The 19,333-nt window shown below is 63.9% G+C and carries 15 protein-coding genes; 10 read left to right on the top strand and 5 right to left on the bottom strand.

Features of this window, described 5'->3' with window-relative positions; translation table 11 throughout:
• Window positions 1-153: 153 nt before the first annotated feature.
• Window positions 154-1,389: an amidohydrolase family protein gene (locus tag V1288_RS01700; RefSeq protein ID WP_334355432.1), complete on the bottom strand. Its 1,236-nt coding sequence runs from the start codon at window positions 1,387-1,389 to the stop codon at window positions 154-156.
• 152 nt (window positions 1,390-1,541) lie between these two features.
• Here V1288_RS01700 and V1288_RS01695 point away from each other — a divergent pair, with 152 nt between their 5' ends.
• Window positions 1,542-1,961: a nuclear transport factor 2 family protein gene (locus V1288_RS01695; RefSeq protein ID WP_334355431.1), complete on the top strand. Its 420-nt coding sequence runs from the start codon at window positions 1,542-1,544 to the stop codon at window positions 1,959-1,961.
• Window positions 1,962-1,992: 31 nt separating this feature from the next.
• On the opposite strand, the gene V1288_RS01690 is transcribed toward V1288_RS01695, so the two are convergent.
• The gene (locus tag V1288_RS01690) at window positions 1,993-2,751 is read right to left on the bottom strand and encodes a GntR family transcriptional regulator (protein ID WP_334355430.1); all 759 of its coding nucleotides are present in this window, start codon (window positions 2,749-2,751) and stop codon (window positions 1,993-1,995) included.
• Between the two features lie 201 nt (window positions 2,752-2,952).
• Between V1288_RS01690 and V1288_RS01685 the strand changes: the two genes are divergently transcribed.
• The 5 genes from V1288_RS01685 to V1288_RS01665 all read left to right on the top strand — a co-directional run bounded on the left by V1288_RS01685 (window position 2,953) and on the right by V1288_RS01665 (window position 10,820).
• Window positions 2,953-3,831: an ABC transporter ATP-binding protein gene (locus V1288_RS01685; protein WP_442893903.1), complete on the top strand. Its 879-nt coding sequence runs from the start codon at window positions 2,953-2,955 to the stop codon at window positions 3,829-3,831.
• Between the two features lies 1 nt (window position 3,832).
• Window positions 3,833-4,609, top strand: coding sequence for an ABC transporter permease (locus V1288_RS01680; RefSeq protein WP_334355428.1), 777 nt, complete (start codon window positions 3,833-3,835; stop codon window positions 4,607-4,609).
• Between the two features lie 47 nt (window positions 4,610-4,656).
• Entirely contained in the window at window positions 4,657-5,682 is a 1,026-nt protein-coding gene (locus V1288_RS01675; RefSeq protein ID WP_334355427.1) for an ABC transporter substrate-binding protein, read from the top strand.
• A gap of 168 nt (window positions 5,683-5,850) precedes the next feature.
• Window positions 5,851-7,293: an amidohydrolase family protein gene (locus tag V1288_RS01670; protein WP_334355426.1), complete on the top strand. Its 1,443-nt coding sequence runs from the start codon at window positions 5,851-5,853 to the stop codon at window positions 7,291-7,293.
• Between the two features lie 206 nt (window positions 7,294-7,499).
• On the top strand, window positions 7,500-10,820 hold the full coding sequence (locus V1288_RS01665; RefSeq protein WP_334355425.1) for a carboxyl transferase domain-containing protein: 3,321 nt from the start codon (window positions 7,500-7,502) through the stop codon (window positions 10,818-10,820).
• 523 nt (window positions 10,821-11,343) lie between these two features.
• Here the strand turns inward: V1288_RS01665 and V1288_RS01660 are convergent.
• Together V1288_RS01660 and V1288_RS01655 are read right to left on the bottom strand one after the other, a co-directional pair.
• Entirely contained in the window at window positions 11,344-12,342 is a 999-nt protein-coding gene (locus V1288_RS01660) for an IS110 family transposase (protein WP_334355424.1), read from the bottom strand.
• 563 nt (window positions 12,343-12,905) lie between these two features.
• On the bottom strand, window positions 12,906-14,546 hold the full coding sequence (locus tag V1288_RS01655; RefSeq protein ID WP_334355423.1) for a flavin-containing monooxygenase: 1,641 nt from the start codon (window positions 14,544-14,546) through the stop codon (window positions 12,906-12,908).
• Window positions 14,547-14,861: 315 nt separating this feature from the next.
• Between V1288_RS01655 and V1288_RS01650 the strand changes: the two genes are divergently transcribed.
• The 4 genes from V1288_RS01650 to V1288_RS01635 all read left to right on the top strand — a co-directional run bounded on the left by V1288_RS01650 (window position 14,862) and on the right by V1288_RS01635 (window position 18,440).
• A complete protein-coding gene (locus V1288_RS01650; RefSeq protein WP_334355422.1) occupies window positions 14,862-15,149 on the top strand; it encodes a GIY-YIG nuclease family protein in 288 nt (95 codons plus the stop codon).
• 124 nt (window positions 15,150-15,273) lie between these two features.
• The gene (locus V1288_RS01645; protein WP_334355421.1) at window positions 15,274-16,875 is read left to right on the top strand and encodes a GMC family oxidoreductase; all 1,602 of its coding nucleotides are present in this window, start codon (window positions 15,274-15,276) and stop codon (window positions 16,873-16,875) included.
• A 7-nt stretch (window positions 16,876-16,882) separates the two neighbouring features.
• Complete coding sequence (locus tag V1288_RS01640) at window positions 16,883-17,332, top strand: hypothetical protein (protein WP_334355420.1); 450 nt, start codon at window positions 16,883-16,885, stop codon at window positions 17,330-17,332.
• A gap of 82 nt (window positions 17,333-17,414) precedes the next feature.
• Window positions 17,415-18,440, top strand: a complete 1,026-nt coding sequence (locus tag V1288_RS01635) for a S1C family serine protease (RefSeq protein WP_334355419.1) — start codon at window positions 17,415-17,417, stop codon at window positions 18,438-18,440.
• 108 nt (window positions 18,441-18,548) lie between these two features.
• Here V1288_RS01635 and V1288_RS01630 read toward each other — a convergent pair whose 3' ends face one another.
• Window positions 18,549-19,331 (bottom strand): alpha/beta fold hydrolase, encoded by a 783-nt coding sequence (locus tag V1288_RS01630; protein WP_334355418.1) that lies wholly within the window; start codon window positions 19,329-19,331, stop codon window positions 18,549-18,551.
• Window positions 19,332-19,333 lie beyond the last annotated feature (2 nt).

Here is a 19,333-nt window from a genome sequence, read left to right as displayed (position 1 = left end):
GTCTCTTCGTGTCGCCGTGCTCCTCGTCATGGCCGGGCTTGACCCGGCCATCCACGCCTTTCTTGATTGCGTTGGAGAAAGGACGTGGATGCCCGGGACATCTAGCGCGAAGACGCGCTTCGCGCTTCTGCCCGAGCACGACGGAGAGATTTTCTAAGCCGGCGGAAACAGCGTCGGCTTCCGCCGCTCGAACACCTGCCGCCCGTTCTTGAATCCCATCAGCACGTCGGGCAGTTCCGCAATTGCGTTTGTCCCGCTGTCGGTATCGAGGATAATCAAGTCGGCCGGATTGCCCGGCGTGATGCCGTAATCACTGAGGTTCATCAGGCGTGCAGGAAGGTCCGTCACCAGATCGAGGCAAGCGTCGAACTCGCTGATCCCGGCATGTGCGACATTGGCGTAGAAATTCGCCATCCGCAGCAGCGAGGCGTCGCCGAACGGCGTAAACGGATTGAGCACGTTGTTGGTCGCGACCGAACACACGACGCCGTTTTCGACGAGCTTGTGCGCCACCGTCAATCCGCGTGGCGCGTTGTGCGTGGCGTCGCGGCCCATCAGATAGAGATCGGTCGCCGGCAGCACGGTCACGGCGACGCCTGATTTGGCCAGTCGCGCTGCGGCTGCCTCCAGCCGGTCCGGCGGTAGCGCCGACAATTTGGTGGCATGGCCGATCGCGACGCGGCCCTGGTAGTTGCGGCGCTCGGTCTGCCGGCAGACCTCTTCGAGATGCCACCACGACGGATCGAGGTCGAAATCGAGATGCAGATCGATATCGACGTCGAACTCGTGGGCCAGGTCGAAAACTTTTTCGAGATGCGCGTTCGGGTCGGTGTCCATATAGGGACAACCGCCGATCGCGTCGCCGCCGTCGCGCAAGGCCGCAATCAGGAGCTCTTCGGCGCCGGGATCGTTGGTCAGGCCTTCCTGCGGAAACACGCAGATCGAGAGATCGAGCGCCCAGGCATAGTCGCGCTTCAGCGCCTTGACCGCCTCAAAGCCACGCAGGGCGACGCGCGGATCGATCTCCACGTGGGTGCGCATGCGGGTGGTGCCATGCACGATGGCGCGCTCGATCACCCGCGCGCCGCGCGCATGGATATCCTCGACCGTGAAATCGCGCTTCATGGCCGCGACCGCGGCGATGGCCTCGGCGACGCTGCCATGGTCGTGGCCGCAGCGGCCGAGCAGGCAGGCTTTATCCAGATGAATATGGGTGTCGACAAAACCTGATAGCACGAGCTTGCCGCCGACATCGATTTCGGCCGCCTCGCAGGCGAGGCGGGGTTCGATGGCGACGATACGCCCGCCGGCGACGCCGATATCGACCGCTGCCGAGGACCGCGTCCTGGCGTTGCGGAAGATGAGATCGAAGGCGGTTTTGGCGTTCATGGGACCGGCAGGCTGGAGGAAAACCTGAACCTAGCGGAAGCGCGCGCGCCAGACAGCTCCAGATTGTGTGCAGTTTTGAGGCCGGATTGTCCAAAATATGTGCATGCAGTTTGGTCGACCGATTGTAGTATTCTCCGGTCAGGAGAACCGCCATGTCCGTTGCCGCCAAAGCCGAACGTAAGGGAATGTCCGATGCCGAGGTGGTCGAGGCCTATCTGACGGCGTCGATGATCCCGGATCCGGAGGCGGCCGCCGCCTATATGAAGCCCGGCACGGTCATCACCTTCACCGGCGGCCGGGAGTTCGATCATCCGCGCGGGCCGACCGGCTTCAACGCGCGGCGCTATCGCTGGGTCAAGAAGAAGATGGACCGCTTCGATGTCTGCTCGGGCGCGGACGAGACCGTCGTCTACAGCATCGGCACGCTCTACGGCGAATGGCTCGACGGCACGCCGTTCGAAGGCAACCGCTACGTCGACCGCTTCGTCGTCAGGGGCGGACAGATCGTGAAGATGGACGTCTGGAACGACAGCGCCGAGCGCATCCTGGTGCAGATGGGGATCGAGGCGTAGTGGTTCGCAAGTGCGGGGCGAGGGAGCGAATCTACCGCGCCCGCACCACCTTCGGCATCTTCACCACGCGCTCGCCGTCGCCTTGCTCGGCATAAGGCGCCAGAATATCCAGCAGATCCCGGCCGCGCTGCGGGGCAGGGGCCACCAGCGCGCGGTTGGCTACCGAATCCAGGTGGCTGTGCATCAGGCTCATCACCTTGGCTTCGTCGCCCTTGACCAGTGCTGCGATGATCGCGCGATGCTCGTTGATCGCGCATTCCGACGAATGCGGACGGCTGTAGAGCGACAGCGTCAGGCAGCAGCGGTAGGCGACCTCGCTGACGTAGCGAACCAGGATCGGGCTGTTAGTCATGTTGGCGAGCAGGATGTGAAATTCCGTCGCGAGCCTGATCGACACCGCGTCCGTGCCGTCGCGGGCGCGGTCCTCGGCATCGACATGGGCGTTGAGTTCGGCGATCTGGCTCTTGGTCAGCTTGCCGGCGAGTTGGCGCACCACCAGACGTTCGAGTTCGATCCGGATATCGAAGGCGTCGCGCGCCTCCTGCCAGCTCGGCGTCGCTACCACCGCAATCCGGTTACGGCGAAGCTCGACGAGGCCTTCCGCCGCCAGTTGGCCCAGCGCATGCCGCGCAATCGTGCGGCTGACGCCGAACCGTTCTCCGAGCGAATCCTCCGGCAGTTTCGCGCCGGGCTCCAGCGCCTGCTCGATGATGGCGCGCCGGAGCGCGCGGCAGATCACGCCGACCTTGTCGGATGATTCAGCGGTTTTGCTGGCGGCGCGAGGCGCCATCGGCGAATCCTTGGACGTGTGCTTCGAATGGCGCTCTCTTATCACAATTGCGCACGGATTGAGCGCCTCAATTGCATGCAGTTTGAGGGCCGGATTGCACAACACAAAAGGAATCCGCCGGGTTTGGCGGTTCACTTGCGATCCCCTTGATTTCCAACGCGAGTTTGGCTGGCATTCGGCTTGCATGCACTTCCAGCCATGATGCGCATGCAACCACATTCCGAATTCTTGGGATCGCCGGTTCCGGCTTCCGCCGCGCCCATTGCCATCGAACTGTCGGAGGCCTCGGTCACCTTCGGCCGCGGCGCCCGCGCGGTGCCGGCCCTTTCCACCACGACGCTGCGGATCGCCGATGGCGAGTTCGTCGCGTTGGTCGGACCGTCCGGATGCGGCAAGTCGACCATCCTGCGGCTGGTGAGCGGGCTGGTGCAGCCATCCACCGGCGTCGTGATCGTCGGCGGCCGGGAAGTGGCGGCGCGGGCCTTGCGGGTTGGCATGGCGTTCCAGAATCCGACCATGCTGCCCTGGATGACGATCGAGCGGAACATCATGCTGCCGCTCAAGATCGTCGAACCCTTTCGTTCGCAATTCCGCAGGCTGCGCAAGACCGAATTCCGCGACAAGGCCAACGCGCTGCTGGAGCAGGTCGGCCTCAAGGGCTTTGGCAATCGCTATCCCTGGCAGCTCTCCGGCGGCATGCTTCAGCGCGCCAATCTGTGCCGCGCGCTGATCCATGAGCCGCGCATGCTATTGCTCGACGAGCCCTTCGGCGCGCTCGACCAGTTCACGCGGGAAGAGCTATGGTCGATCCTGCAGGACCTCTGGATCGCCCACCAGCCGACTGTGTTGCTGGTGACGCATGATCTGCGCGAGGCCGCGTTTCTCGGCAGCCGCATCTGCGTGATGAGCGCGCGGCCCGGCCGCATTCTCGACGACAGCCGCGTCACCTTCGCCCGGCCGCGCACGGTCGCGATGACGTTTGAGCCGGACTTCGTCGCGCTCAATCAAAAACTGCGCGCCTTCATCGAGGATGCCCGGACGGCGTCAAAAGAGGCTTCGCCAGCACAGGGAGCGGCCTGACATGCCCGATCTCGATTATCGCCAGAAGGCCTGGTCGGCGGCATTGATCGTGCTGTTCTTCGTCGCCTGGGAATTGTTCTGCCTGATGACGGGGATGTCCGATCTGGTGCTGCCGCGCCCGTCGCAGGTGTTCGTCACGCTGTTCGAGAAGTTGCCGATCCTGTGGCCGCATATCCTGCAGACGCTGGCGACCACGATGATCGGTTTCGTGCTCGGCGTCGGCCTTGGCGTAGTCCTCGGCGCGGTGATCGGCGTTTCGAAGACCGCTTATGACACCGCCTATCCGCTGCTGGTCGGCTTCTCCTCGATTCCGAAAGTCGCCGTGGTGCCGATCTTCGTGTTGTGGTTCGGCTCCGGCACGGTGCCGGCAGTGTTGACCGCGCTCTCGATCTGCTTCTTCCCGATCGTGGTCAACATTGCGACGGGGCTCGCGACCACCGAACCCGAACTCGAGGACGTGCTGAAGGCGCTCGGCGCCAGCAAGCTCGACATCCTCTGGAACGTCGGTCTGCCCCGCGCCATGCCGTTCTTCTTTGCCTCGCTGAAGGTCGCAATCTCCTACGCCTTTGTCGGCGCGGTGCTGTCGGAAACCGTCGCCTCGAACCGCGGCATCGGCAACGTCATGATGACCGCGTCCTCGAATTTCAACGTGCCACTGGTGTTCGCCGGCCTGTTCGTGCTCGCCGGCCTCGGCGTCGCGCTCTACGTGATCTTCTCGGTGATCGAGGGGCGCGTCACCGGCTGGGCCACCCGCAAGAACGACGTGATCGCGACATGAGAGACGTTTTCGCCGATGCCATCCAACCCTTAATCCAGGAGACCACGATGTTAGCCAGAATAAGCGCCGCGCTGTTGGGAGTTGCCTTGTTCGCCGGCGCCGCCGGTGCCCAGGAAACGACGATCAAGTTCACTCTCGGCTGGAAGACGCAAGGCTCCGACGCCGCGTTCTTCTACGCCAAGGACCACGGCTATTTCAAAGAGGAAGGCCTCAATGTCGTGATCGACCAGGGCGAGGGCTCCGGCGCGACGGTGACGCGCATCATGTCCGGCGCCTATGACGCGGGCTTCGGCGACGTCAACGCCATCATCCAGAACGCCTCGACCAAGCCGCAGGATGCGCCCGTCATGGTCTACATGATCTGGAACCAGCCGCCGTTTGCGATCGTCACCAAGAGGACCAGCGGCATCAACACCATCAAGGATTTCGAGGGCCATACGCTCGGCGGCGCGCAGGGAACGCCGACGACACGGCTGCTGCCGGTGTTTGCGCAGAAGAACAAGCTCGAAGGCGAGAAGATCAAGATTTCCAACATGGCGCCGAACCTGCAGGAGCCGATGCTGATCAAGGGCGACATCGACGCCGCGCTGGTGTTCAACATCACGAGCTACTTTAACCTCGTGCTGAACCGCCAGGATCCCGACAAGGACTACAAATGGTTCCAGTTCGGCGATTATGGCCTCGATCTCTATTCCAACGGCGTGATGGTCTCGCGCAAGCTCTTGGCGTCCAACCCGAAGGCCGTCGCCGGTCTCGTCCGCGCCGTCAACAAGGGCATGATCGCGATCGCCAGGGATCAGAATGCCGGGATGAAAGCCGCGGTCAACTACGACAATCTGATCAATGTCGAGGTCGAAAAGCGCCGCCTGCAATATTCCTTCGACAAGCTGATCGTGTCGCCCGAGATGAAGGAAATCGGCGTCGGCGACGTCAAGGACGACCGCATGGCCCGCGCCATCGGCATCATCGTCGAAGGCTATCAGCTCGCCCGCGCGCCGACGCCCGCGGAGATTTTTTCGCGCGAGTTTTTGCCGCCGCGCGCGGAGCGGGAGCTGGTGTATACGGCGAACTGACGGCGGTGTATCACATCGTCATTGCGAGCGTAGCGACTTGTCCGCCTTAGCTCAAAGAGCGCAGGCGGAAGCAATCCATGCCTCAACGCGGGGAAAGATGGATTGCTTCGTCGCTGCGCTCCCTTCAAATGCTTCGCGTTTGTCGCAGGCAATGACGGGGAGACAATGATGTCCGGAGAAGTCACAGCCAGCACGTTATTCTCCGGTCCCGACCGCGGCCTGCTCGACAACGTCGTGCTGCGGCACGACAACGGCGTTATCACCGATATCTCCGCCGGAGCGCCTCCCGCCACAAGCCCGCGCTCCCTCATCGTTCCCGCCTTCGTCAATGCCCACGACCATGCGCGCGCGCCGGCGTCTTCGTTCGGTGCGGTCGGCATGCCCCTGGAAAGCTGGATCCTCCGCTCCGCGCTGGGCGCGCCGGTCGATCCCTATCTGACCGCAGCTTCCGCGCTGGCGCGTTCGGCGCGCGCCGGCTGCGCGGCGATGATGATCCATTACACCCGGCCGAGCGGCACGATGCCGCTGGTCGACGAAGCCAGCGGCATCGCGCGGGCGGCATCCGACGTCGGCATTCGCATCGCCTTTGCACTTGCCGTGCGCGACCAGAATCCGGTCGTGTATGGCGATGATGAACCGATTCTCTCCAACCTTTCGAAAGACGATCGCAGCACGATCGAGCAGATGTTCGTCCGCGCACCGATGTCGCCCAGAGCCTATATCGAGCTGACGGACTCGATTGCCGCAGCTATCGCTGGCCCCAAGGTCGACGTACAGCTCGGTCCGGCCGGCGTGCAGTGGTGCTCAAAGCCACTGTTGGAGGCGGTTGCGGAGAACTCCGCGCAGACCGGCCGCCACATCCACATGCATCTGCTGGAAACCATCTATCAGCGCGCTTGGGCGGACCGGCATTTTCCGGACGGTATCGTCCGCTACCTCCGCGACATCGGCTTCCTGTCGGACCGGCTGACGCTGGCGCATTGCATCCATGCCCGACCCGATGAGATCGAGATGATCGCGGCCTCCGGCGCGCGCATCGTCACCAATTTCTCCTCCAACCTCCATTTGCGCTCCGGGCTGGCGCCGATCGCCGCCGCGCACAAATGCGGCTGCGCCATCGCGGTCGGCGTCGACGGGCTGGCGCTCGACGAGGACGACGACGTCCTGCGCGAGATGCGGCTGGTGCAGATGACGCACGGTGGGCTCGGCTTCAGGCGAACCTGGACCTGCTCCGAATTCCTTGCACTTGCGATCGCCAATGGCCGGAAGGCGACGGGCGCGCCCGGAACCGGCGCGCTCGTCCCTGGAGCGCCGGCCGACTTCGTCACGATCGATCTCGACCGGCTCGACCGGGACCAGATCATGCCGGTCGATCCCGTCGACCTCCTGTTCGCGCGCGGCAATGCGTCGTTGTTGCGCGACGTGGTCGTGGATGGCCGGAAGATCGTCAGCGAAGGCCGCTGCACCGGCGTCGATCTCCCCGCGATCGACGCGGAATTGCGCGGGATTTACCGGACCAACGCAAGCAAGCTCTCCGGCTTTCAACGCGCCTGGCCGCCGCTGTCGGCATCGCTGCAGAACTGGTTCGAAGCGCAGCTCGATTGCCGGTGACACGCTAACCGCCTCATCCTGCTGTGTGAATTCCGTGCAATGGAAGGAAATTCCGCTTGCACAGAATCCCGGCAAAGGTTTCATGTTCAGCAACGAGAAACGCGCCGGCGGCCGTATCGTACTGCCGTTGGCGTATGGGGAAGCACGCGGGGCGAGGTGAGCCGGTCACCCGTTCGTTTCGCTCCGGTGCCTGAACGGAAACGTCGATGTCCTTCCACAAGCTGCTGATCGCCAACCGCGGCGAGATCGCCATCCGCATCGCGCGCGCGGCGGGCGATGCCGGGCTTGCCACGGTCGCGATCCATTCCGCCGACGATGCGCAATCGCTGCATGTCCGCGCCGCCGACGCGGCCTGCGAAATCCCGGGCCGCGGCGCGCGGGCCTATCTCGATATCGAGGCCGTGATATCGGCCGCCAAGGCGACCGGCTGCGAGGCCGTGCATCCGGGCTATGGCTTCCTCAGCGAGAATGCCACGCTCGCCCGGCGCTGCATCGAGGAAAGCATCGTCTTCGTCGGGCCATCGCCCGAAGCGCTCGACCTGTTCGGCGACAAGGCGCAGGCCAAGGCGCTGGCAAGAAAGTGCGGCGTGCCTGTTATCGAGGGCACCAGCGGGCCGACCAGCCTGGAAGAGGCAAGGGCCTTCCTGGAATCCTTGGGGCCCGGCGGCGCCATCATGATCAAGGCCATCGCCGGCGGCGGCGGCCGCGGCATGCGCATCGTCGACGACGCCAACGAGCTGGAACAGGCCTATGCGCGCTGCCAGTCCGAGGCCATGGCCGCTTTCGGCAGCGACGACGTCTATGTCGAGCGCCTGATCCGGAACGCCCGCCACATCGAGGTGCAGATCATCTGCGACCATTACGGCGCGATCAGCCATCTCTGGGAACGCGAATGCACGATCCAGCGCCGTAACCAGAAGCTGATCGAGATCGCACCGAGCCCATCCCTGAACGACGCCCTGCGCGCACGCATCATCGATGCCGCCAAGGATCTGGCTGCCGCCGCCAACTACGACAATCTCGGGACTTTCGAATTTCTCGTCGATAACGACGCCAGGACCAGCGACAAGGCCTTTGCCTTCATCGAGGCCAATCCGCGGCTGCAGGTCGAGCATACCGTCACCGAGCAGGTGCTCGGCCTCGATCTGGTGCAGTCGCAGCTTGCGGTGGCGGCCGGCGCGACACTCGGCTCGCTCGGTCTCGCGCAAGGCTATATCCCGCGGCCGCGCGGCTTCGCGATGCAGCTTCGCGTCAACATGGAGGTGATGGACGAAACCGGCGGAACCAAGCCCACCGGTGGAACGCTGGCGATGTTCGACCTGCCGTCCGGCCCCGGCGTTCGCGTCGATACGTTCGGCTATTCGGGCTACCGCACCAGCACCGCCTTCGATTCCCTGCTCGCCAAGGTCATCGTGCATTCGCCGGGTGGCAACTGGACCGACGTCGTGCACAAGGCCTCGCGCACGCTGCGCGAATTCCGGATCGGCGGCGTCGCGACCAACATCCCGTTCCTGGCTGCGATCCTGGCGCATCCGGATTTTATCGAAAACCGCGTCAGCACCGGCTTCATCGAGGCCCACGTCGCTGATCTGGTCGGCGAAGCCAAAGCCACCGCCGAGACGGCGCTGATCGAATCCGGCGTCGCGGCCGACGACGGCCCACCCATGACGGAAGCTGCGGTCAGCGGTCCCGGACCGGCAGGCTCGGAGCCCGTTCCCGCGCCGCTGCAGGGCACGATCGTGGCTGTTGACGTCAGGGAAGGGGACCTCGTCCGCCCCGGCCAGCAGATCGCCGTGCTCGAATCCATGAAGATGGAGCATCTGGTGACCGCGCCGCATGGCGGCAGGGTGACGAAGGTCGCCGCGGAAGCCGGCGTCACGCTGATGCAGGACGAGGCGATCCTCTATCTGGAGCCTGCCGAGATCGACGCCCATGATGTGACCGAAGAGGAGGATGTCGATCTTGATCACATCCGCGCCGATCTGGCCGAGCTGATTGAGCGCCACGCCATCACGCTGGATGAAAACCGCCCGGCTTCGGTCGAGCGCCGCCGCAAGACCAACCAGCGCACCGCGCGCGAGAACATTGCCCAACTCGTCGATGAAGGATCGTTTGTCGAATACGGCTCGCTCGCCATCGCCGCCCAGCGCCGCCGCCGCACCGTCGACGACCTCATCCGCAACACCCCGGCCGATGGCCTGATCTCCGGCGTCGCTACCGTGAACGCCGAAAAATTCGGCGCGGACACCGCCCGCTGCATGGTGATCGCCTACGACTACACCGTGCTGGCCGGCACCCAGGGCCACATGAACCACAAGAAGATCGACCGCATGCTGGGCCTTGCCGAGCAATGGCGGATGCCGCTGGTGTTCTATGCCGAAGGCGGCGGCGGCCGCCCCGGCGACACTGACCGGTTGGGCATGACCGGCCTCGACGGGCCGTCCTTCGTGCAGTTCGCAAAACTCTCAGGATTGGTGCCGGTCATCGGCGTAGTCTCCGGCTATTGCTTCGCCGGCAACGCCGCGATGCTCGGCTGCTGCGATGTCATCATCGCGACGAAAAACGCCTCGATCGGCATGGGCGGTCCCGCGATGATCGAAGGCGGCGGCCTCGGCGTCTATCATCCCGCCGAAGTGGGCCCGGTGTCGTTCCAGTCGCCGAACGGCGTGATCGACATCCTGGTCGAGGACGAGGCGGAAGCGACGGCTGCCGCGCAGAAATATCTGTCGTACTTCCAGGGCACGGTCGCCGACTGGAAGGCGCCGGACCAGCGCCTGTTGCGGCGGGCCATCCCGGAAAACCGGCTGCGGGTTTACGACATCCGGACCGTCATCGATCTCCTCGCCGACGAAGGCTCGGTGCTGGAGATCCGCCGCGACTTTGGCGTCGGCATGATCACCGCCTTCATCCGTATTGAAGGAAAACCGTTCGGCCTGATCGCCAACAACCCGAAGCATCTGGGCGGCGCGATTGATGCCCCGGCCGGCGACAAGGCCGCGCGCTTCATGCAGCTCTGCGATGCCTTCGACATCCCGCTGCTGTCGCTGTGCGATACGCCGGGCTTCATGGTAGGTCCCGAAGCCGAAAAGACCGCGATCGTGCGCCATGTCGCGCGCATGTTCGTGACCGGCGCGAGCCTCACCGTGCCGCTGTTCGGCATCGTCCTGCGCAAGGGCTATGGTCTTGGCGCGCAGTCGATGATCGGCGGTGGCTTCCACGCCTCCTTCTTCACAGTGGCTTGGCCGACCGGTGAGTTCGGCGGCATGGGGCTGGAAGGTTATGTCCGCCTCGGCTTCCGCAAGGAGATGGAAGCGATCGACGACCCGGCCGAGCGCGAGGAGTACTACCAGGCCAAGGTCGCCGAACTCTACGCCAACGGCAAGGCGGTCTCGATCGCCTCCGTGCTGGAGATTGACGAAGTGATCGATCCCGCCGAGACGCGCCACTGGATCATGTCGGGCCTGCGCTCGGTGCCGAAGCCGGAAGCGCGCACGACCAAGAAGCGGCCGTGCATCGACGCGTGGTGAAGGGCCGCTCCGTCATTCCGGGGCGCGCGAAGCGCGAGCCTGGAATCTATTTCACCGCAGAGCATGTGGCCCGATGGATTCCGGGCTCGATGCTGCGCATCGCCCCGGAATGACGGCGGCAAACTGCGACAAAACCACTTGTCGGGCAAATCAGTCAAAACCTGTCCAGCCCTCCCAGCAAAAATATTCTGCTTTCGTTCTCACCCAAATCAGCGGCATGACTCCGCCCGTCTCGCGGCAGATGAGGGGCGTTGGCCATCGTCACGAACGCGCGGTGAGATGCGATGGACGCTGATGGCGCGCTAGACGTACGCGCCGGACGCGTACGGCGAAGTCGTGTGGTTCGGGCGCCGCGGTGCTGGCGTTAAGTTGGCGGGAAGTGTCCCGCTGGCGACGGAGGCAACAGAGCCGTTCTCCGGGAAGCAACTGTGTTTTCGTAGACCCGTGATCGGCCGGGCTCAAGGCTGGCGCTGCGCGCCACCGCCTCCGGCGGCTGACGGCCTTGACCCCGTCCGCTCACAGGTCATTGGGCTGGGCATGCGCTCGGCGGAAGCCGAGCGGGATCGCTCACGTTGTAACGGTTAGTGTCCCATTTCTGGCGCCGCGCGATCATGGTGTTGACGATGACGATGAGCTTGCGCATGCAGGCGGTGAGCGCAACTTTGGGCTCCTTTCCCTTCGCGATCAGGCGGGCATAGAACGCCTTGAGCACGGGGTTGTGCAGGGTCGCGGCTCCAACGCAGGCCATGTAGAAGAGATTGCGGACCTTGCGGCGTCCGCCCTTGATCTGGCGCTGCCCATGACGTCGGCCGCTATCGTCATCATAAGGGGCCACCCCCAACAGGGCCGCGGCGATCTCGTTGCTGACCTGGCCGAGTTCCGGCATCGCCGCAATCAGACCAGCGGACGTGATCCTGCCGAGCCCCGGCACGCTCTCGATGATCCCGGCGAGTTCGGCAAAAGGCGTTGTCGCCTTGACCATGGCTGCGATCGCCGCCTCGAGCTTGGCAACTTCAAGGGCGATGTTCTTCAACAGCCGCCGCTGCATCTTCTGCACGACGTCCGGTGTGGAATGCTCGCTCCTGTTTTGCAGGCTCGTTTGCAGGTCGAGCAGGGCTTGACGCGCATTCACGATCTGCGCCAGCTTCTCCCGTTCCGCGTCAAAGGCCTGGGCCGGCGCCTCGACGAAGGTCTCGGCGAACCAGGCGATCATCTCCGCATCGATCGGATCGTTCTTGGCGAGCCGTCCGGCTGATTGGGCGAAGCTGCGCACCCGCTTCGGGTCGACGATCCGGACTTCGATCCCGGCCTCGCGCAAGGCCTTGGCCCAGCCCCGCTCGTAGCCGCCGGAAGCCTCCATCGCCGTTTTGCTGACCTTGTGCTTGCGAAGCCAACGGACCAGTGCCCGCCGTCCATCTGCGGTACTCGGGAACGTCCGCCGTTGAGACAACGAGCGAATGCACGCATCCACCTTGTCCTTGGCCACGTCGATACCGGCGACAACACGCTCGTTTTGTGCCATCATCCACTCCCTTCCTTGCTCGGTTCGGGCTCGAAGCCCATGCAACTGTTCGGGTTGAGGAAGACACCGGATCTGTCCCTCGCTTCCCGACAGGCTCTCACGCCTTTGAGCACGCACGGGATCAGATCCAGCGACGGGCGGTTGCTCAGAACCGCCCGTTCGCGCATTCTGGCAGATTTTGCTCACACAAGAGCACGAAGTAAGCCGTAAAGCCATTGCGCAGGGAAGGCCGGAATGCTCCCGCTGCCCTGTATGCTCGTGTGCAGTTTTGTTTGCGCAAATCGCACGCGAGACCGCGGGTGCAGCAAGCACCCGGTCTTCCCTGCGCCCTCTGAACGAGAGGGTACAGTTCAAGTGCAAACCTCGGACGCAATGCGCCGCGAGAAGGTGAAGGTGCGTCAGCGCTTTGAAGATTGAATCCGAAACTCCTTCGTCGTCCCTGCGAACGCAGAGACCCATAACCACCGACCGCAATTGTCTTGTGGGGTGGTTGTATCTTGTCTTTTTCACAACAAAAGCCGCGGAGTATGGGTCCCTGCGTTCGCAGGGACGACGAAGGCAGTTCAACCCAGCCGCAACTCCTCATACTCCTTCGCCGCCACCTCATCGCACCTTGCGCGATACGCCGGCGCGCTGCCGCTGTAGCGGGCGATGATGCGCCTTTGCTTGCCCTCGACATTGGAATTGATGCCGGTCATCCAGGAATCGACTTCGTTGGACAGCAATCCTTCGCCGAGCGCCTTGACGTGATCGGTCCAGGATTTCACGCCCTCCGGTGTCGCCTCCAGCTGTGTCAGCTTGTTGTCCATCGCAAAGCGGATCAACCCCGTGACCCAATCGACGCTGTATTCGATACTGCGGGGAATATTGCCGAGCGCGGTGTGCGGCCCCATCAGCATCAGCATGTTGGGAAACTCGTGAACCATGATGCCGAGATAGGTCTCCGGGCCTTTTCTCCATGTGTCCTTGAGACGCACCCCACCTGCGCCGCGAAAATCGATCTTGTCAAAACTGCCGGTGATGGCGTCGAAGCCGGTCGCATAGATGATGATGTCGAATTCGTATGTCCTGTCGCTGGTCTTGATGCCCGCAGGCGTGATCCGCTCGATCGGCGTTTCACTGATGTCGACCAACTCGACATTATTTTGGTTGTAGACCTCGTAATAGAAGGTCTCGAGCGGCAGCCGCCGCGTGCCAAAACCGTGATTCCTGGGGATCAGTTTTTCGGCGATCGCCTGGTTCTTCACGCGCTGCCGGATCTTGCGTGCCACGAAATCGGAAATCGTCGCGTTCGCCTTGCGATCGATCAGGATGTCGCGGAAATTGCCCTGCCAGATGCCGAAGCCGCGCTCGCCATAGAGCTTTTCATAAAACGCCTCGCGCTCCTCGTCCGAAACCTCGAACGCGCCGCGCGGGTCCGGCGTATGCAGGAAGCAGGCAAAGGTCTCCTGACAGCGGGCGAACATCTCGGGGTAGCCCGCCTTGATCTTCTCCTGCGTCGCCGCGTCGATCTTGCCGTTGTGCAACGGCGCGCACCAGTTCGGCGTGCGCTGAAACACGGTGAGGTGGCCGACGTATCCGGCGATGGTCTGGATCGTCTGCACGCCCGTCGCGCCGGTGCCGATCACGGCGACGCACTTGCCGGTGAAATCGACTGGCTCCTTCGGCCATCGTGCGGTGTGAAAGGATGCGCCCTTGAAATCGTCACGTCCGTCGATTCGCGGCAGCGTGGGGGTCGACAACGGCCCGATCGCCGTGATCAGGAAACGCGTGTCGAAGCGGCTGCCGTCTTCGAGGGAAATGCTCCAGCTCCGCGAGTCCTCGTCGTAAGCCGCCGCCATCACCCGGCTGCGAAACTGGATATCGCGGCGCAGGTCGAACGTGTCGGCGACGTAATTGAGATAGCGCAGCGTCTCCGGCTGGCCGGCAAAATGCTCCGACCATTCCCATTCCTCCAACAGCTCCTTGGAAAACGAATAGCCGTAGGAATAGCTTTCGGAATCGAAGCGGGCGCCCGGATATCGGTTCCAGTACCAGGTACCGCCGACATCGGTGCCGGCCTCGAACACACGCACGCGAAAGCCCTGCTCGCGCAGCCGGTAGAGCTGGTACAGGCCCGACATGCCCGCGCCGATGATGATGGCGTCGTAGTCCGGAATTGGCGTCGCTCCCAAGCGCATGTTTGGGAGCAAAGCTATCCGCATCCACATCTCCAGACAAACCCCATATGGACGCGTGGCAGGGTTGCAGGTTTGCCTGCGGCCTGTCGGCTTTACTCACGACCGCATCTGCCTCTATCGTCGGGGATCAGATCGCCCGGCAAGCGGCGACGGTGGATGGGGAGGGAAGCGATGGCTCCGGCCGGCGAGGATTGTGAGTTGGGACCGTCCTTGCGATATTTGTCCCGTCATTGCGAGCGCAGCGAAGCAATCCATGTCGCTACTTGCGGAGACATGGATTGCTTCGTCGCTGCGCTCCTCGCAATGACGGTGGTGAGAAGTGAGGGCTGAGAAAGAGTCATGAAACAGCCGTGCGTGTACATCATGGCGAGCAAACGCCACGGTACGCTTTACACAGGCGTAACCGCGAATCTGCCAAAGCGCGCTTTTGAGCATCGGGAAGGACTGATGAAGGGCTTCTCGAAGAAGTATGGCTGCAAGATACTGGTCTGGTACGAAGTGCACGAGAGCATGATCGAGGCAATCACTCGGGAAAAGCAGATCAAGGCGGGCAGCCGGGCGAAGAAGCTGGCGCTGATCGAGGCGCTGAATCCGGATTGGAACGACCTCTACGAGTCGCTGGCATGACGCTGTCCCGAACCTATCCCCGTCATTGCGAGGAGCGTAGCGACGAAGCAATCCATGTCGCCACTTGCGAAGGCATGGATTGCTTCGCTTCGCTCGCAATGACGGACGAGAGAGTTGAGAAACAATGAAGAACGATCCCGTTGACGTCCTAATCATCGGAGCCGGCGCATCCGGCGCGGCGGTGGCGTGGAGCCTGGCTGAAACCAAGATGCACATCCTCTGTCTCGACCAGGGCGGCTGGATGAAGCCGTCGGAATATCCGAGCACGGGGCGCGACTGGGAAGCGAAGTTTTATGGCGACTGGTCGACCAGTCCGAACATTCGTGGCCGGCCCGAGGACTATCCTGTTAACGACGACAATTCGCCGATCAAGGTGGTGAACTTCAACGGCGTCGGCGGCTCGACGGTGATGTACACCGCGCACTGGCCGCGGCTGCATCCCTCTGACTTCAAGGTGAAGACGCTCGACGGCGTCGCCGACGACTGGCCGATCGACTACGATGCACTCACGCCGTTCTTCGAGGAGAACGACCGGATGATGGGCGTATCGGGTCTGTCGGGCGATCCGCTGTCGCCGCTGACGCACCCGCCGATGCCGCCGCAGCCGCTCGGACTTTCCGGCCCGTTGATCGGCAAGGCCATGAACAAGCTCGGCTGGCACTGGTGGCCGTCGGATACTACGGTCGCGACGATGGATTACGAGGGCCGGGCGCGCTGCATCAATCTCGGCCATTGCACGCCGGCCTGCGCGCAAGGCGCCAAGGCCTCGACCGACATCACCTATTGGCCGCAGGCGATCCGCGCCGGCGTCGAGCTCAAGACCCATTGCCGCGTGCGCGAGATCCTGACCAACGAGCACGGCATGGCCTCGGGCGTCGTGTACTACGACCAGGATGGCGTCGAGCAGTTTCAGCCGGCCGAGGTCGTCATCATCGCCTGCAATGGCGTTGGCACGCCGCGGCTGCTCTTGAACTCGGTCTCCGGCCGCTTCCCGAATGGGCTCGCCAATTCGTCTGGCCTGGTCGGCAAGAACCTGATGTTCCATCCCTATGCGCAGATCTACGGCTACGTGAAGGAGCCGACCGATAGTAACCGCGCGCCGCCGACCTGCCTCTGGAGCAAGGAGTTTTACGACACCGATCTGTCACGCGGCTTCGTCCGCGGCTACGGCATCCAGTTCGGCCGCGGGGCAGGGCCCGTGTTCGAAGCGGTGGCCAGCGAGCAGAAGGGCATTCTGCCGTGGGGCGCGGATCATCACCGCGTGTTCCGCAAGCTCAACGGCCATCGGCTCGCGGTCTCCGCGATCTGCGAGGACCTGCCCGAGGAGCACAACCGCGTCACGCTCGATCCCGTGCTCAAGGACAGCCACGGAATCCCCGCGCCAAAGATCGACTACACGATCAGCGAGAACAGCCGGAAGATGATGGAGCACGGCTTGGCGCGCGGCCGGGAGATTCTCGAAGCCGCCGGCGCGACCGACATCTGCATCAACAACCCGATACCCTGGGGCGGCTGGCATCTGCTCGGCACCGCGCGGATGGGCACCGATCCGGCGCGCTCCGTGGTCAACGAATGGGGCCGCTCGCACGATGTGAAGAATCTGTTCATCGTCGACGGCAGCGTGTTCGTGACCTCGGGCGGCGTGAACCCGACTTCGACCATCCAGGCGATCGCGCTCTATGTCGCCGACCAGATGAAGCAACGCCTTGCCAACCTCTTCGATTGAGATCGCCATGTCCGCAGCCAATGAATTGGCCCCGGCCCAACGCGACGACCTCCGCACCGTCGCCGCCATGATCGTTCCCGCCAGCGACGAGTACAAGGTGCCGGGGGCAGACGATCCCGCGATCCAGGCCGACATGCTGGCGACGCTCGGCCGCGACACCGCGCAGGTGGCGCAGGCGCTCGATCATCTCGCGCGTCTGGCCGGCCAGCCGCTGGCCGAACTCGATACGGCCAAACGCGATGCCGTGTCGCAGGAGTTCCGCGCCACGGGTGGCGCTGCGGCGGCAACGCTCGTTCGCGTCGTCCTGCAATGCTACTACCGCGACGACCGCGTGCTGCGCTCGCTCGGGCTTGAACTTCGCGCGCCGTTCCCGAAGGGCTACACGCTGGAGCAGGGCGACTGGTCGCTGCTCGATCCGGTCAAGGCGAGGTCGGGTCAGCTCAGGCGGGCGCCCTAGCAGGCCAGCCCTGCGCCCCGATGCGGGCATCTTGCGCAGGCGGTTCCCGGCCACCATCTGATGAAGCCGAAGGAATCTCGCCATGTTGGACTTTACCTCAGATATCGCCGATGACGGGCCGTCATCGCGAACGGCCGAGCCTGCCCGGGACAATGACCGGGTTTTGCTCGATGCCTATTCCAATACCGTGATCGACGTGACCGAACGCGTCGGCCCAGCCGTCGTGCGCGTCGAAACCGGACCTAAAGTGCGCAGCATGCGTGAGCGCGGCGGACTTGGCTCGGGCATCGTCATTTCGCCCGATGGTCTCGTGCTGACCAACAGCCACGTGGTCGGATCGTCGAAAGAGATCCGGCTGCGCGACATCGAAGGGTTCGTCACCGATGCCCATGTGCTTGGCGTCGATCCCGACACCGACCTCGCGCTGCTGCGGGCCGACGGCGCGCGCGATCTGCACTACGCCTCGCTCGGCAATTCCAAGAGCCTGCGCCGCGGCCAACTCGTGGTCGCGATCGGCAACCCGCTCGGATTCGAATCGACGGTGACGGCCGGCGTAGTGTCCGCGCTTGGCCGCTCGATCCGCTCGGTGAGCGGGCGGACCATCGAGGACGTGATCCAGACCGACGCCGCGCTCAACCCCGGCAATTCTGGCGGGCCGCTGGTGTCATCGGCATCCGAGGTGATCGGCATCAACACCGCGATCATCAATGGCGCGCAGGGCATCTGCTTTGCGGTCGCCAGCAACACCGCGCAATTCGTGCTGTCGGAGATCATCCGCCACGGCTATGTCCGCCGCGCCTATATCGGCGTCGCCGGCCAGACCGCGCCGATCCCGCGGCGTCACGCGGTGGTCGCCGGTGTCGACAACAAGATGGGCGCGCTGCTGGCGCAGATCGAGCCGGACAGTCCGGCGGCGAAGGCGGGACTATTGCCGGGCGACGTCGTGATCAAACTCGATGGCGTCGAGATCAACGGCGTCGACGACCTGATCCGCGCCCTCGACCGCGACCGCATCGGCCGCACGCTTGCGATGGACGTGTTGCGGTTGGGCCGACTGCGAGCGATCGATATTCATCCGGTGGAGCGGAAGCCGGCGGTGAGGCAGTAATGTCCTCAACTCGTCATGCGCGGGGCTTGACCCGCGCATCCATCAATCTTCGCAAGAGTCACTTCTTGGGATGGATTGCCGGGTCAAGCCCGGCAATGACAAGTGTAGCTACTGCTGCAATGCCGCGAGCAATTCATCCGGCGCTTCGGCCATGATCATATGGCCGGCGCCCGGAACGATGACGGTACGCGAATTCGGTATCGCTGCCGCCAGCGTCTTGCCGGCCTTCGCGGGCGTCATCATGTCACGCTCGCCGAGAATGAAGGTCGCGGGCACCTTGACCTGCGCGGCCGCCGCGAGCGCGTTCTGATAGGCGTTGCAGGCGTTGAGGTCATTGTACAGCACGCCCGGCCGCGTCTGCTGCAGCACGCGTTGCGCGCCCTGATGCATCCACAGTCCCGGCGCGAGGCTGCCGCCGAGTTCGGCCTTGAAGCCAAGGCCCCAGATCGAGACCATGTCGATGGCATCGGGATTGTTGACCTCAGCGGCCTTGAGCAGATCCGGGCCGACGGTCATCGTGGCGGCGGTGCCGATCAGGCTGAGGCCGGAAACCTTCTCCGGATGCCGCGCGGAAGTCTCGAGCGCGATCAGCGATCCCATGGAGTGACCGACCAGCTTCGCCTTCGGTGCGCCGGCGGCACTGAGCAGATCGGCGGTCCAATCGGCCATGTCGGCGATGGTCGGAAGCGGCGCGCCCGAAGAGCGGCCGTGCGCCGGCAAGTCCGGCGCCAGCACCGAATAGCCGTGATGCGCGAACCAGCGGCTGTGCAGCGCCCAGGTCGAATGATCAAAACCCGCGCCGTGCAGCATCACCACCGCGGGCAGCGCCGGATCGAACGGACGGCCGCCGGTGGCAACGAAGACATCGGCACCATTGACGGAAAGCTGCATGG

The organism is Bradyrhizobium sp. AZCC 2176 (genome assembly GCF_036924645.1).
Lineage (GTDB): Bacteria > Pseudomonadota > Alphaproteobacteria > Rhizobiales > Xanthobacteraceae > Bradyrhizobium.
The sequence above is the reverse complement of the archived record's forward strand: the minus strand, read 5'-3'. Positions and strand labels throughout refer to the sequence as shown.